The 13,901-nt window shown below is 41.9% G+C and carries 12 protein-coding genes; 7 read left to right on the top strand and 5 right to left on the bottom strand.

Annotated features, from left to right (window positions below; all coding sequences use genetic code 11):
* Positions 1-236: 236 nt before the first annotated feature.
* Entirely contained in the window at positions 237-2,690 is a 2,454-nt protein-coding gene (locus tag IQ276_RS21575) for an ATP-dependent Clp protease ATP-binding subunit (protein ID WP_193919775.1), read from the top strand.
* 559 nt (positions 2,691-3,249) lie between these two features.
* Here IQ276_RS21575 and IQ276_RS21570 read toward each other — a convergent pair.
* Positions 3,250-4,812, bottom strand: coding sequence for a phytoene desaturase family protein (locus IQ276_RS21570; protein ID WP_235115856.1), 1,563 nt, complete (start codon positions 4,810-4,812; stop codon positions 3,250-3,252).
* 614 nt (positions 4,813-5,426) lie between these two features.
* Here IQ276_RS21570 and IQ276_RS21565 point away from each other — a divergent pair.
* The 5 genes from IQ276_RS21565 to IQ276_RS21545 all read left to right on the top strand — a co-directional run bounded on the left by IQ276_RS21565 (position 5,427) and on the right by IQ276_RS21545 (position 9,479).
* Positions 5,427-6,383, top strand: a complete 957-nt coding sequence (locus IQ276_RS21565; RefSeq protein WP_193919771.1) for a DNA polymerase III subunit delta' — start codon at positions 5,427-5,429, stop codon at positions 6,381-6,383.
* Positions 6,384-6,973: 590 nt separating this feature from the next.
* Complete coding sequence (locus IQ276_RS21560) at positions 6,974-7,411, top strand: RrF2 family transcriptional regulator (protein WP_190881813.1); 438 nt, start codon at positions 6,974-6,976, stop codon at positions 7,409-7,411.
* 230 nt (positions 7,412-7,641) lie between these two features.
* Positions 7,642-8,034, top strand: a complete 393-nt coding sequence (locus IQ276_RS21555; protein ID WP_193919773.1) for an Alr5209 family pentapeptide repeat protein — start codon at positions 7,642-7,644, stop codon at positions 8,032-8,034.
* A gap of 121 nt (positions 8,035-8,155) precedes the next feature.
* Positions 8,156-8,641 carry a DUF2243 domain-containing protein gene (locus tag IQ276_RS21550; protein ID WP_190881845.1) on the top strand — a complete coding sequence of 162 codons (486 nt, stop codon included), beginning with the start codon at positions 8,156-8,158 and terminating at the stop codon, positions 8,639-8,641.
* A gap of 229 nt (positions 8,642-8,870) precedes the next feature.
* Positions 8,871-9,479 (top strand): DUF4129 domain-containing protein, encoded by a 609-nt coding sequence (locus IQ276_RS21545; protein WP_235115855.1) that lies wholly within the window; start codon positions 8,871-8,873, stop codon positions 9,477-9,479.
* A 350-nt stretch (positions 9,480-9,829) separates the two neighbouring features.
* On the opposite strand, the gene IQ276_RS21540 is transcribed toward IQ276_RS21545, so the two are convergent.
* On the bottom strand, positions 9,830-10,744 hold the full coding sequence (locus tag IQ276_RS21540; protein WP_193924920.1) for a Tll0287-like and HAMP domain-containing protein: 915 nt from the start codon (positions 10,742-10,744) through the stop codon (positions 9,830-9,832).
* Between the two features lie 181 nt (positions 10,745-10,925).
* Between IQ276_RS21540 and IQ276_RS21535 the strand changes: the two genes are divergently transcribed.
* The gene (locus tag IQ276_RS21535; RefSeq protein ID WP_193924924.1) at positions 10,926-11,804 is read left to right on the top strand and encodes a phosphate/phosphite/phosphonate ABC transporter substrate-binding protein; all 879 of its coding nucleotides are present in this window, start codon (positions 10,926-10,928) and stop codon (positions 11,802-11,804) included.
* Positions 11,805-11,883: 79 nt separating this feature from the next.
* On the opposite strand, the gene IQ276_RS21530 is transcribed toward IQ276_RS21535, so the two are convergent.
* The 3 genes from IQ276_RS21530 to IQ276_RS21520 form a co-directional block, all read right to left on the bottom strand.
* A complete protein-coding gene (locus tag IQ276_RS21530; RefSeq protein WP_190884470.1) occupies positions 11,884-12,288 on the bottom strand; it encodes a VOC family protein in 405 nt (134 codons plus the stop codon).
* A gap of 15 nt (positions 12,289-12,303) precedes the next feature.
* Positions 12,304-12,900 (bottom strand): MiaE family protein, encoded by a 597-nt coding sequence (locus IQ276_RS21525; protein WP_193924074.1) that lies wholly within the window; start codon positions 12,898-12,900, stop codon positions 12,304-12,306.
* Positions 12,901-13,019: 119 nt separating this feature from the next.
* A complete protein-coding gene (locus tag IQ276_RS21520; protein ID WP_190884468.1) occupies positions 13,020-13,889 on the bottom strand; it encodes a polyphosphate kinase 2 family protein in 870 nt (289 codons plus the stop codon).
* Positions 13,890-13,901: the final 12 nt, after the last annotated feature.

Raw genomic sequence — 13,901 nt, 5'->3', positions numbered from 1 at the left:
AGTTATTATTCTCCCTCACTCCCCACACTCCCTCATCTCCCTCATCTCCCCCACATCCCCCACTCAGCACTCCCAATGCCCCAGACGGCAACTACACCTGAGGTCTTACGGCTCTCACCACTGCCAGTTAAATTTAAATAAAGTTACATTAGTTCTTAAGAAAATACAAAAATCTTTAGATGAGGGTGAATTTTATCTCACCCAAAGTCGAAGCAGCAAGGGAGCAAGAACCCGCTATGTTTGAACACTTCACTTCCGAAGCCATTAGAGTAATTATGCTAGCTCAGGAGGAAGCACGTCGCCTGGGACACAACTTCGTAGGAACTGAACAAATTCTCCTGGGTTTGATGGGAGAAGGAACTGGGGTTGCTGCTAAAGTGCTGGCCGAATTAGGCGTTACTCTCAAAGACGCACGCCGCGAGGTAGAAAAAATTATTGGCAGGGGTTCTGGCTTTGTACCACCAGAAATTCCTTTTACTCCCAAGGTAAAAAGCCTCTTTGAGCAATCGTTTAAAGAAGCTCATAGTTTGGGACAGAATTACATTAATACTGAACACTTACTCTTAGGATTAACCGAGGCAGGCGAAGGTGTGGCCGCCAAAGTACTGCAAAATCTAGGGGTTGACTTCAAGAGTGTCCGCAGTGCGATTATTCGCCGTTTGGGTGAAAATGCGCCGGCTTTCGCTGGTGGTGGTAATCAAAAGCGCACCCAAACGCTAACTATGGAAGAGTTTGGCAGAAATCTGACCAAATTAGCACAAGCAGGCCAACTTGACCCTGTAGTCGGTCGTGAGAAGGAAATCGAGCGTGCTGTCCAAATTCTCGGTCGCCGCACTAAGAATAACCCAGTATTGATTGGGGAACCAGGAGTTGGTAAAACTGCGATCGCTGAAGGTCTAGCTCAGCGTATTGTTAATCAGGATGTTCCCGAAACTTTACAAGATAAGCAAGTCATCAGCCTCGATATGGGGTCTTTGGTGGCTGGAACTCGCTTCCGTGGAGATTTTGAAGAACGGATCAAAAAGGTCGTGGAAGAAGTCCGTTCTGTGGGCAATATCATCTTGGTGATTGACGAAATTCACACCTTGGTTGGCGCTGGTGGTACAGAAGGCGGTTTGGATGCAGCTAACATCCTCAAACCCGCTTTGGCACGGGGTGAACTCCAGTGTATCGGCGCAACCACCCTCGATGAATATCGCAAGCATATCGAACGTGATGCTGCCTTAGAGCGTCGTTTCCAACCGATTATGGTCGGTGAACCATCAGTAGAGGAAACCGTACAAATTCTTTACGGCTTGCGCGGTGCTTATGAACAGCACCATAAAGTCACAATTTCTGACGCGGCGGTGGTAGCAGCAGCCAAGTTGTCAGACAGGTATATTAGCGATCGCTTTTTGCCAGATAAAGCAATAGACTTGATTGATGAAGCTGGCTCCCGCGTTCGTTTGCGGAACTCTCAAAGTTCTCCCAATAAAGAACTCAAGCGCGAACTCGCTGGCGTTACCAAAGCCAAAGAAGCAGCAGTCAGAGTCCAGGATTTTGACAAAGCCGGACAACTGCGCGACCAAGAATTGGAACTCACAGCCCAACTCCAAGCTGGCACATCAGAAAACGATAAATCTGTCAATGCTACTGTAGTTGACGAAGAAGACATCGCCCAAATCGTGGCTTCTTGGACTGGTGTACCAGTCAACAAACTAACTGAATCTGAATCAGAGTTGCTGCTGCACTTAGAAGACACTCTGCACCAGCGGCTCATCGGTCAAGAGCAAGCAGTTACATCTGTATCTCGTGCCATCCGTCGCGCCCGCGTCGGCTTAAAAAATCCCAATCGTCCCATCGCTAGCTTTATCTTTTCTGGCCCCACTGGCGTTGGGAAAACAGAATTGGCTAAAGCCTTGGCTGCTTATTTCTTTGGTTCGGAAGAAGCGATGATTCGCTTAGATATGTCCGAATACATGGAAAGCCACACCGTCTCCAAATTAATTGGTTCGCCTCCTGGTTATGTAGGATACGATGAAGGCGGACAGCTAACTGAATTAGTGCGGCGCAAACCATACTCAGTGCTGCTTTTCGACGAAATCGAAAAAGCGCACCCCGATGTATTCAATATGCTGCTGCAAATCTTGGATGACGGTCAACTTACTGATGCCAAAGGTCGGAAAGTGGACTTCAAGAACACGCTAATCATTTTGACCTCTAACATCGGTTCCAAGGTGATTGAAAAAGGTGGTAGTGGTTTAGGCTTTGATTTTGACACTCAAGCGGACGCTAGTTACAACCGCATTCGCAACTTGGTAAATGAAGAAATGAAGGCTTACTTCCGTCCTGAGTTTCTCAACCGTCTCGATGAGATTATCGTCTTCACCCAGCTTTCTAAGGATGAAGTCAAGCAAATTGCTGAAATTATGCTCCGTGATGTTGCTAAGCGCTTAACGGAAAAAGGAATCATTTTAGAAGTTAGCGATCGCTTCAAAGAACGTGTGGTACAGGAAGGCTATAACCCCAGCTATGGTGCCAGACCATTACGCCGAGCAATTATGCGCCTTTTAGAAGATTCTCTCGCCGAAGCAATGCTATCTGGTGAAATTATAGATGGAGACACAGCGGTTATCGATGTTGACGATGACTCTCAAGTAAAAGTCCAAAAATCAGCAAAACGAGAGTTGCTATTGGCAAATGTTGGCTAATATTTATACCTAATCACTTTTTGGTGTAATATTTTAGGAACACTCTAGCCTCTTGCTTAGGCAGAGGCACAAACAGGGGCATCTCAGACAAACATCAAGTGAAATGGTATTATATGCTTCACCTCTGGTAGAAATACCAGGGGCTTTTTTTAGGATATTTTCTGACGGACACTTCTGCTGGAGTTATACCAATTCCCTAAAATTCGGCAACAGATTTAAACCTTGAAACCTAGATACAATCTGAATTTCACAAATTGCGTAGCTTGCTTCTCACGCCTTGGCGAGTATTACAAATTGCGAATTGGTATTAATAACGCTTCTAAATCATTAGCGGCCGCTTCATTATCTAATGAAAACCCTTACACCCCTACACCCAGTCTCAATAGATAATCTTTGTGCGTAAGTCCTGATGATACAGCGTATTTCAGGTAAATGAAGTACACGGGTAGGGGCACAACATGTTGTGCCCCTACGATTATCTGTACCTCACTAACTTGCAATCTGCTGTAATCATATAAAGCTATTCGACAAAGACATTAAACTTTATGCTTATTTAAAGTCACCCAACTCCTACCAAAGGCTGGGTTATTTCAAGTTTCTGACGTGGCGATCGCCCTGTCAACAGTTCCACTACATCCATCCCATTACCAATTACACCCGGTACACTGGGATACCCAGCACTCGCCCCTACCAAAAACAGGTTCGGTAATTCCGTCACATATCCCAGACGATTTAAACCAACTTGTTTCGGCACTAATTTTGCACCATAAATATTACCCTGGGGTTGTCCGAGATAAAATTCGCTGGTGGTGGGTGTACCGTAAACTTTCATTCGGGCGTAGTTATCTACATCTGGAATCAAATCTCGCACACTTGTCATCATCTGCTGATAAACTTCCCGCTTTCTGGTTTTATAGGCTTTTGGGTTGGTTTTATGCAGATATTCAAATGGTTCATAGGAACAGACGGTAGCAATCTCTAAAATGTGATGTCCCTCTGGCGCCATCCCTGGTTCGCTGGATTTCATCGTTGGACACGAGAGGAAAATCCACGGATGGCTGAGATCTCCCTGCAATTGTTGTTGGTATTCTTTGTTGAGGTTGCCTGTGGGATAATACCAAGTATTCCAGTTACCGATGCCGTAGCGTTGAGGATCGAAGCGGCTATCTAAACCCAGGTAAATATTAAAAGCACTCGCTGAGTATTCGTAATGGGTAAGGCGTTGACGTTCTTTGTGACTCAAAGCCTCAGAATCGTGCATTAACTCTACTGTTAATTTGGGGTCAAGGTCGCTGATATAAGCTTTGCTGGCTCGATAAGTGATTCCATCGGCAAGTACGCTATGAACACTGTGGTTGCTAACTTGAATATGGTGAACTCGGTTTGAATACTTAATTACACCTCCACCTGCGGTAATTACGTCCGCAATAGTGTCAACAAGGTGTTTAAAGTGATGTTTTGGATAGTAAGCGCCTTCTGAGTAGTCCCAAACGAGGGAAGTATGGGTGAGTAGGGCAATTTCTTCTGGAGGTAGCGCATAGTCGCCACTTTGTCCCGCCAACACTGCTTGCAGTTTAGGTGATAATCTCACATCGTTATACAAATCTTGTAGTGTCCACTTCCGCTTGCAAAATAAATTAAAATATTTTGGTAACTTCAACCAATCAGATAATTTGCGATCGAACCAGCGTACTTCCTGTACCAAGTTGCGAATTTCTTGGTGGAGTCGCTGAATTTCATCGCAGTAAAGGTTAATAGCACCAGCTTCTTCTGAAAATGTGGAAAGTAAACGCGATCGCAGATTATCCCACCCCAAAGGAATTTTAAAATCTACCTCTGGTGTAATGACGCGATCGATACAGTCACGATCGAGGCTATTAAAGGGTATATCTTGACCAATATAGTCGAGAAATTGGCCTATAGTCTGACCAGAACCACATTGAGAAATGTAATGAACGTCGGCACAAAAACTGTATTCTCCATAATCAAAGGTGTGACAGCATCCACCAGGTAGATAATGTTGTTCTAAAACTGCTACTCGGTAGCCTTGTCGGGTTAAACAAGCTGCGGCGGAAAGTCCACCCAATCCGGCTCCTAGAATCACGTAATCGAAGATTTCCATCTCAGCCTCCTCTGGCAATATTGATTTATCTTGATTTCGGTGTTATGGTTTTTTATCACCGTTTTTACTTGTAAAAATGCCAAAATACTCAGTATTTTTTCACCTAGTTTTGCAGTTTTCACTAAATGAAAATCAGGTAGAAGAACCATTCAGTAGAAAGTGTAAGTATTTTTATCGGCGATCGTGGTAATTCCATCATCCCCAATTTTTTTAATATTTAGCTGCTGCACTTTTGGCTCAACAGACTAGTTCACATTTAGATGCCCTGAGGGATGTTTAAAGTAGCCACATAATTTAACTGCAAATCTTTGTGAAAATTTGCAGATAGTTAGCAGGCGATAATTTAATAATCTAAGCTTTTTTATTCATCCTTTATGTATTTAGATTATCTAAGCTGGCAATAATTGTTTGACGATGTTTGCTTTTCTTTATAAAAACTGCTTCTAGTTGAAATTAGCTAAAATGATACTTTTTAGATAACTAAATAAACTAAAAAAAAGATGATTTTTATTAACTTAAAACCTAAAAATTCACCATTAAATTTTAGAAAATCATCCTGACAATCACAAAAACTATAATATTGCATCTGCTGTTGCGTAGATTACAATTGACTAATGACCAATGCCCCATTTGCACCACTTGTAGGACAACAACAAGCCATAGAATTGCTCACTCAAGCTGTCAGACAAAACCGGGTTGCTCCAGCTTATTTATTTGTGGGGCCTGATGGTTTAGGTAGAAGTTTAGCAGCTAGGTGCTTTGTAGAATTGCTATTTTCTAGTGATATGGGAATCACTACAGCTTTACAAAACCGTTTGCGTCAAGGTAACCACCCGGCTTTGTTGTGGGTGCAACCAACCTATCAATACCAAGGACAACGATTTACAGCAGCACAAGCAGCTGAGAAAGGACTTAAGCGTAAGGCACCACCTGTAATTCGACTAGAGCAAATTCGGGAAATTACTGAATTTCTGAGTCGTCCACCTTTAGAAGCACCAAGGAATGTGGTAGTGCTAGAAGAAGCCCAAACAATGGCAGAAGCTGCGGCGAATGCTTTACTTAAAACTTTAGAAGAACCAGGACAAGCAACGTTAATTTTAATTGCACCTACACCTGAGTCTGTGTTGCCAACTTTGGTGTCACGCTGTCAACGCATTCCTTTTTATCGCTTAGATGCACAGTCTTTAGCTGTTGTACTCACACAAACAGGTCATGAAGAAATTTTGCAACATCAAGCAGTATTGAGCATAGCAGCTGGGAGTGCGGGAAGTGCGATCGCTTCTTATGAGCAATTACAAGCTATTCCCCGAGAATTACTGGAAGATTTAAAAAAAGCCCCCAAATCTTACCGCAACGCTTTGGAGTTAGCCAAGAAAATTGATAAAGATTTAGATACAGAAGCACAACTGTGGTTAGTTGATTATCTTCAGCAATTTTACTGGCAGCAGTGGCATCAAGCCAAGGCGATCGAGCAGCTAGAACAAGCTCGTAAATACTTACTCGCTTACGCTCAACCACGGCTAGTCTGGGAATGTTTACTTTTATCCATATTTGAACCTCACACGACTTGAAGTCGCGTGATTCCTGTTTCAACGATCTGTGCCTGAATTACTCCAGGTCTTACAAGTTCTCCACAGGCGTTTATAGTCTCCGGCGCACCGACGGCGACTTTTAAACAAGTACCTAAAAAATCTAAGTATGTTTAACCTCTGTACCTTAAAGATTTTACCTACTAGAGGATCGATACAAAAGTATCTATTTCCTAGTAGAACCCTATATCTTTAGTTGTCGTGGTTCAGTTTGGCTTGGTTTTCGCTATATCGTAATTTTAACCCAACATGGAGCGCCTACTGATGACTATAAGTCACGAGTGTGCGGCTTGCAGAAATGAAAAATAAACCAGCAATCAGAATTGGTGAATGTTTCCTCTAGCCCACTGTCCAGCCCCCAGTCCCTTTGAGTTCACAACGACTGTCAACTAATTAATCATTTTTATTTATGGAATTAAAAAAAAAAAGTAATTGTTTCTATGGTTGAAAGTCTTTAAAGTGGAGTTAGCCGGTCAACAATCAGTTGATTGTCAAGTTTTTCTTAGCAATAGCTTAGGGAAATAGACTCAGTGACTTTGTATATTTAGGTGTGAGTTTAAAATATTACGCCTGTGGTAATCTCTAACAAATCAGAATACGCACTTCTAGCCCTGTTAGAGTTGGCAACTTGCTACCCTAACGGTGACGCCTTGCAAATTCGAGAGATAGCAGCATTACAAGACATACCAAACCGCTATTTAGAACAACTCCTGGCAACATTAAGGCGTGGAGGTTTAATTAAAAGTATACGCGGAGCCAAAGGTGGCTATGTTTTGGCACGAGACCCCAGGACAATCACAGTACTAGATGCTTTTTCCTGTATGGAAGGGTCAGAAGCTGTTGTCTCTACTTGTGAACCGCCTCCCACTACGGTAGAAGGTGAGCTAATTCAGGAAGTTTGGCAGGAAGCACGTCAAGCTGCTAACTGTGTATTGGAAAAATACACACTCCAAGACCTTTGTGAACGGAGAGCAATCCGACAACAGAAGGAACTGATGTATTATATTTAGCTAAGGGTGCGTTAGGACTAATATCCATAACGCACCATTTTATATTTTTGGTGTTGTACTCTCAGCAATAACCCACCAGACAAAACTGTTCCATAAGCATTTGCTTAGGCAATACCAGTTCCTTGAGCAAGAAGTATTGAAAAATTTGTGATCTCAAATGTCTAACTAGACATTTTTTATGGTGTAATCCTTATTAAAAGTAATAATGATATAGCCTGTGAGGCTGTTATATGTCTGAAATAAATTCTCAACAGTCAATTAATAATGCTGCTACTGTTGTCGAAAGGTATGCAGCAGGAAAACGAGATTTTAGTAAAGCAGAATTAGGTAATGCTGACTTACAAGGTATTAATTTGAAAGGATCTGACCTCAGCTATGCTGATTTGAGTCAAGCTAATTTGAGCGGTGCTAATTTAAGAGGAACTGATTTGAGCTTTGCCGATTTGAGTCAAGCTAATTTGAGAGATGCCGATCTTAGAGGAGCATTGTTAATGTCAGCTAATCTCCGCCAAGCTGATCTTAAAGGAGCGAACCTGGAAAAAGCAGACTGCGATCGCAATACCCATTTTCCCGAACATTTCGACCCAGCCAAAGCCGGTATGCAAATTAAATTTGAAGATTAATTAATTTTAACCTAACGCCGAAGTCCCCACCCTCAACGAATCAGCGTACTTGCCTCAAGGTAGAAGATATTGTTGCCAAAAGAATTCTATTTTAGTGAAAATCCGATCTATGAGGTTGACGATGGAGGCGAAGAGTACAAACCTCAACCGACGGACACCCCTGATTATTGCGGGAATTGTTCTTGGTTTGGGTCTTGGAGGGTTTATTGATGGGATTCTACTGCATCAGTTACTCCAGTGGCATCACATGTTGAGCAACATTCGACCTCTGACAAATGTTGCCAATCAAGATTTGAACATGGTATGGGACGGCTTATTCCATGCTTTCGATTGGCTATTAACCGTAGTAGGAATCATCTTACTATGGCGTGCCGGAGGGCGTGATGATGTTCCTTGGTCATCACAGACATTTTTTGGTTCAATACTGATTGGTGCTGGCTTATTCGACTTACTTGAAGGACTGATTGACCACCAAATTCTTGGTATCCATCATGTTAAACCAGGTCCAAATCAGTTAGCTTGGGATGTAGGATTTCTTGCATTCGGTGCGCTACTTGCCTTTATCGGCTGGATAATGATAAAAAAAGAGTCAACAGTTAGAGAATAGGCCATTGGGCACTTGTACTGAGCGTACCCCTGCGGGTAAGCAAGCTACGCGTAGCTTCTGTACGAGAAGCCGTTGGCGCAGCCTTTCGTAGAAAAGTATGGGGTATGGAACATTGAGAGTGTGGGAGAGGTGGGAAGCTTTTTTATACTCCCCACACTTGCCCCTCGCCCCCACTTCCCCCACTCCCTCATCTCCCTGACTCCCCACTCCCCACTCCCCACTCCCCCTTATGTCCACAGATGCTTTTGAAAAAACTAGCTGGAATTGGCAGCTTTCTCAATTCCAACAACAAGTAGGAGAATGGTGGGAATACCAGTTTTACCGCTTGGAAGGCGCTTTGCCAGAATTACCCGGTGGATGGTCAATTAGCCCCTGGGTAGGTGAGTTACTGAAATTTCTGTTTTGGCTGATATTAGGTTTATTTGTAGCTTGGGTGGGTTGGCGGTTATGGCGAGAATTCAGCCCTTATCTATATTCTTGGCTGAGTAGAGGTAGCAATTTCACTGATTGGGGTGTGAAAAATCGGTCTGATGAATCATCCATTGCCGTTTTATTGGAGCGATCGCAACAATTTTATCGTCAAGGTAACTACCGTGAAGCTTGCCGTTGTCTTTATTTAGCAATGTTACAGCATTTGCATCAGCAAACCGTTGCACCCCACAAACTCAGCCGTACAGATGGAGAATATCTGCAATTACTGCGATCGTCTGTGAGTCCCATACAGCCTTATGAAACTTTAATTACCACTCACGAGCAATTATGTTTTGGTAATGCCGAAATTTTACCAGACAACTACGAGCAGTGTCGGCAAGCTTATCGAGAAATTTCGCCAGAATAGTCTGTAATTACACCATGTCTCGCTTTAGTGAGATAGAACGTGGGGGCGCATAGCTATCATTGGTGTCAACTTAAGCTCAAACAGTTGTCCCACAAACGTTTTACCCCTCCCCGCAAGCGAGGAGGGGAGCGTTTGCGTTAGCAAATGCGGGGTGGGGTTCTTTATTTTTGATTTATGCAAGAGGTCTATTAAGGATGACACTCGTGTGGGCGGGCAACGGCCGACTTGAACGAAGTGTCCGTTGAGTTTCCTCACCAATGCAGAGGTCGATATCTCTAGAGGTGTTAAGATTGCAAAAATCAAATAGGAGTCCTATAACTATTGCAAATGTACCCAATTACCATACTTCTTTAGCTTTGATTATTAAGCATATCCATAGCTATTCTTAAACTAGCTTTCATGCGATTAAATGCTTGTGCTAAACCACCAATTTCATCATTAGATATCTCTTCAAAATCGGCAGTCATGTCACCAGTGCTGACTTTTTGTGCAATTTTTTCTATTCTTTTTATTCGTTGAATTACGGCTTTATTGATTAAGAAGTTAATCAATAAAATTATGATCCCAAAGATAGTAATCAAAAGTCCCATAATCAATATCCAAGTCCGTTTAGCATTGGCAAAAATTTCTTCTGAAGGAACAGAAATTATTTGGGCAGAAACAATTTGATTGAGTTGCCAGCCAAAACCATTTTCTGAGCCATAAGTTGCCAGCTGACTCTTAGGAGCCTGATCTGGTGTAGAATGACATCGCAAACATTTTTCTTGTGTAATCTTTAGTGGTCGAGCAATATAAAATACTTCGCCTTCTGACAAGTTGCGAAAACCAGTAATTTCTTGAGTATTGGGTTCCTGGCGAAAACGCTCTACAAGTTGAGTTTCAAAACTATCGGCTTTATCTACTAAATTTGTCGGATTAAGTGTGGCGTCTTTATGAAAAAAGTTTTTATATTCAGGTTTTTTACGAAAATTCTCAAAAACTTCTTTAGAAGAAAAAGTTGGCACCACTTCAGGCATGAAGGTTGGGTTAGTATCTAGTCTAGGTTCCAATAAGGGATCTATACGATTTTGTGTATAGTTTCTAACTGCATTCACCATTTGGATGAGAATCTGCGCTTGAGAAGCTACTTCATTTTGCGCTCTCCCCTGAAGTACACTGGATAAGGCAACACCACTTCCCAAAATACTGACGATGAAAACTAATATTAAAAGTAAATTAAATTTTGCACCTATTTTTAAGTTTTTTAACGTAATGTTGTTTAACATAACCTAACCAACGAAGGTAGTATATGAGCTTGTTTAATATCTATTTATACCTGTTATAAAACTGTTGTTCGATGAATTAATAAATATTAATTTTTTGTTGTGATTTTACCTATTTAAGCAGTAAGAAAGCTGATTTAAATTAGTTCTCAAACCCAAGTTATTTCCTCAATCATAATTAGTGATGTTTTTGCGATTTCCCCGTCGTTTATTTCTGTTTAATCTACTAGGTTTGACATTTGCTAGTTGTCAATCAAGACGACCCTTTCAAGGCACATTGACTATTGGCGTTCTTAACTATGGTGGAGGCGAACAAATAATTAACCAATATGCTAAATTTAATAGTTACTTGGGTGAAAAAACCAACTCAATAATTCAGCTAGAGCCTGCTTTTAACGAAAATAAAGCAGTTGAGCGCCTTGATGCTCGTGCTTGGTCGTTGGTATTTGCTCCACCGGGTTTAGCGGCGATTGCGATCGCGCGGTACCAATATGTTCCTCTGTTTCCTTTAATAGGTATTAATAATTTGCGTTCAATTTTCGTTGTTCGCAAAGACAGTTCAATATCCGACTTAAAACAACTACAGGGTCAAACAGTGGCTTTGGGTCAGTTAGGTTCGGCAACAGGATATTACTTTCCACTTTACAACCTTTATGGTATAACACTGGCTGAAATATTGTTTGCACCGACACCAAAAGCAGCGCTGGAATTGGTAGCTCAAGGAAAAGCTAGCGCCTGTGCAGTTTCGGAGGCTGAATTGAGTCTCTACGCTTCACAGTTTAGTCAGACCGAGTTCCGCATACTTTTTAAAGACCCTCACTATGTACCATTAGGTGTGGTTTTGATTGGGCCGAATGTAGAACGTAACCGTCAAGAATTCATCCGCAAAGTAATGAGCGAGTCACCTTCAGGCTTAGCTCAAGAAGTTGGCTATGTCCCCAATGGACAAGTACCGGATTACAAATATATGATTTCTGTAGTCGATCGAGTCAGTTCAATTGCTTCTAATTTGCAAAATAAACCTGTGCGTTTATTTGAATCAAAACCGCCAACAAACCCTTAAGAAAAATGGGGAGTGGGGAGTGGGGAATAGGGAGTAGGGGAAGAAAGTGTTTGTTTGATTTATAAAAGGTGGGGCGCTTTTAACTAAGAATTCCCAGGTTGCTGTAGACTTCGATTAAATTGCCATCAGGATCGCGAAAATGAGCTGTGCGGATTCCCCAATCTGGACGATCTATTGGTTGAGTGACAACGATCGCATTACCATCTTTGACTTGTTTATGGACTTCATCCACGTTATCGACTGCGAAAATCAAGACAATTTTATCTCGATTGGCAACATACGAAGGCTGATCGATTCTTGGGACTACTTCGGCCATTAATTCTTGTTTGAACAAACCGAGCTTGATATGTCCAGTATTAAACTCAGCATATCCGCTATTTTCGTCGCCCCAATCGACATCAAATTTTAGCAGATCTCGGTAGAACAGAAAAGAATCTTTGTAGTTGGAGACTAGCAGTCTCAAGTGTGTTAGCTGAAGCTTCATAGTGGCCTTAGTCTACTAACTGTGAATTCTAGGTTCTGGATGCAAAGTTGCCAGCAACTCACTTTCGACGGTTGCCAATTCATCAAGGCGTTGCATGACGATTTCTTTGTCGAAATAAGTAGCAGCTAAAACCCAATATATACCGTAGTGGCGTGCTTCGGATGCCATCAGTCCACGATAAAATTTTGCTAATTCTGGCTCTGGACAGTGAGCAGCTAATAATCCCAGGCGTTCATGACTCCGAGCTTCTATTAAGCCAGTGACTAGTAAGGAATCCAAAAATCGCTGGGGTTCTTGGGGGCGTACAGCAGCTTTTAAACCTGCGCCGTAGGGAGGTGGTGGTAGGGGAGCAAGGGGAATGTTCCGCCGTTCTAACCATTGGTTAACTAGCTCAAAGTGTTCTAGTTCTTCACGGGCGATCGCTGTGAGCTCGCGTACCATTTTAGTATTGGAAGGGTAGCGAAACATAAAATTCAAGGCGACCCCTGCCGCTTTGCGTTCACAGTGGGAGTGGTCGAGTAAGATGATATCTAAGTTAGCAATCGCTTGTTCGATCCAAGCAGAACTCGTGGGCTGTTTCAGGGCGTTGATAGTCGGTAACTGAGTAAGCACAGAGTCACAAAACTCCAGAATTGCAATTTGGCTAAGTATCCCAGCAAATTGATTTTATATCATGTTTGCGACAATTCGGCAGTTTTTATTTCTTAAACAGTCACAGTTAATTTTATAGCTTAATCTTCTTGTTCCAAAATGCGTTTTGCCTCCAAAAGTTGCTGTTTGTGTTCGTCACTAACTGTCGGATATTTCAGATTTAGTTCTTCTAGTTTTGTGCAGATGATATTGGCAACTGCTAGGCGTGTAAACCATTTGCGATCGGCAGGAATAATATACCACGGTGCCCATTTTGTGCTGGTTTGGTTGAAAACTTCTTCATAAGCATCCATATAATCATCCCAAAAAGCTCTTTCCCGGACATCACTAGCTGAAAATTTCCAATGTTTTTCCGGCGATTCAATCCTTTGTAAAAAGCGCTTTTTCTGCTCTGATTTGGAGACATTCAGAAAAAACTTCAGAATAATTACACCATTCTCTACTAAATATTTTTCCAAGTTGTTAATTTCTTGAAAGCGCTGCTTCCATATTTGATTTCCTGAAGGAAATTTCGGTAGCTGTTGCTTTTTCAGCATTTCTGGATGGACACGAACCACTAAAACTTCTTCATAATATGAACGGTTGAATATACCAATTCGTCCTCTTTCTGGCAAAGCCTTTGTCGCTCGCCATAAGTAGTCATGGTCTAATTCTTCTGCACTAGGTTGCTTGAAACTAAACACCTGAAATCCTTGGGGGTTCACACCAGACATCACATGTTTAATTGTGCTGTCTTTACCAGCAGCATCCATTGCCTGAAAAATAATTAACAATGCATAGGTGTTTTGAGCATAGAGAATATTTTGGTAATTTGCTAATCGTTCAATATCTGCCTGTAATTTCATTACAGCATCAGTTTTTACATGAAAATCAGTTTTATAACCTGGGTCATAGTTTTTTTTCAGAGAAATCTTTGAACCTGGTGGAACAATAAAAGCATCATGATTCATCTATAAAATCTC

Source organism: Desmonostoc muscorum LEGE 12446, assembly GCF_015207005.2.
Taxonomy (GTDB): Bacteria; Cyanobacteriota; Cyanobacteriia; order Cyanobacteriales; family Nostocaceae; genus Nostoc; species Nostoc muscorum.
The sequence above is the reverse complement of the archived record's forward strand: the minus strand, read 5'-3'. Positions and strand labels throughout refer to the sequence as shown.

Bases quoted from the DNA above. Each gene is read 5' to 3' on its own strand.
- IQ276_RS21575 (WP_193919775.1), top strand. From the start codon at position 237: ATGTTTGAACACTTCACTTCCGAAGCCATTAGAGTAATTATGCTAGCT.
- IQ276_RS21570 (WP_235115856.1), bottom strand. From the start codon at position 4,812: ATGGAAATCTTCGATTACGTGATTCTAGGAGCCGGATTGGGTGGACTT.
- IQ276_RS21565 (WP_193919771.1), top strand. From the start codon at position 5,427: ATGACCAATGCCCCATTTGCACCACTTGTAGGACAACAACAAGCCATA.
- IQ276_RS21555 (WP_193919773.1), top strand. From the start codon at position 7,642: ATGTCTGAAATAAATTCTCAACAGTCAATTAATAATGCTGCTACTGTT.
- IQ276_RS21550 (WP_190881845.1), top strand. From the start codon at position 8,156: ATGGAGGCGAAGAGTACAAACCTCAACCGACGGACACCCCTGATTATT.
- IQ276_RS21545 (WP_235115855.1), top strand. From the start codon at position 8,871: ATGTCCACAGATGCTTTTGAAAAAACTAGCTGGAATTGGCAGCTTTCT.
- IQ276_RS21540 (WP_193924920.1), bottom strand. From the start codon at position 10,744: ATGTTAAACAACATTACGTTAAAAAACTTAAAAATAGGTGCAAAATTT.
- IQ276_RS21535 (WP_193924924.1), top strand. From the start codon at position 10,926: ATGTTTTTGCGATTTCCCCGTCGTTTATTTCTGTTTAATCTACTAGGT.
- IQ276_RS21530 (WP_190884470.1), bottom strand. From the start codon at position 12,288: ATGAAGCTTCAGCTAACACACTTGAGACTGCTAGTCTCCAACTACAAA.
- IQ276_RS21520 (WP_190884468.1), bottom strand. From the start codon at position 13,889: ATGAATCATGATGCTTTTATTGTTCCACCAGGTTCAAAGATTTCTCTG.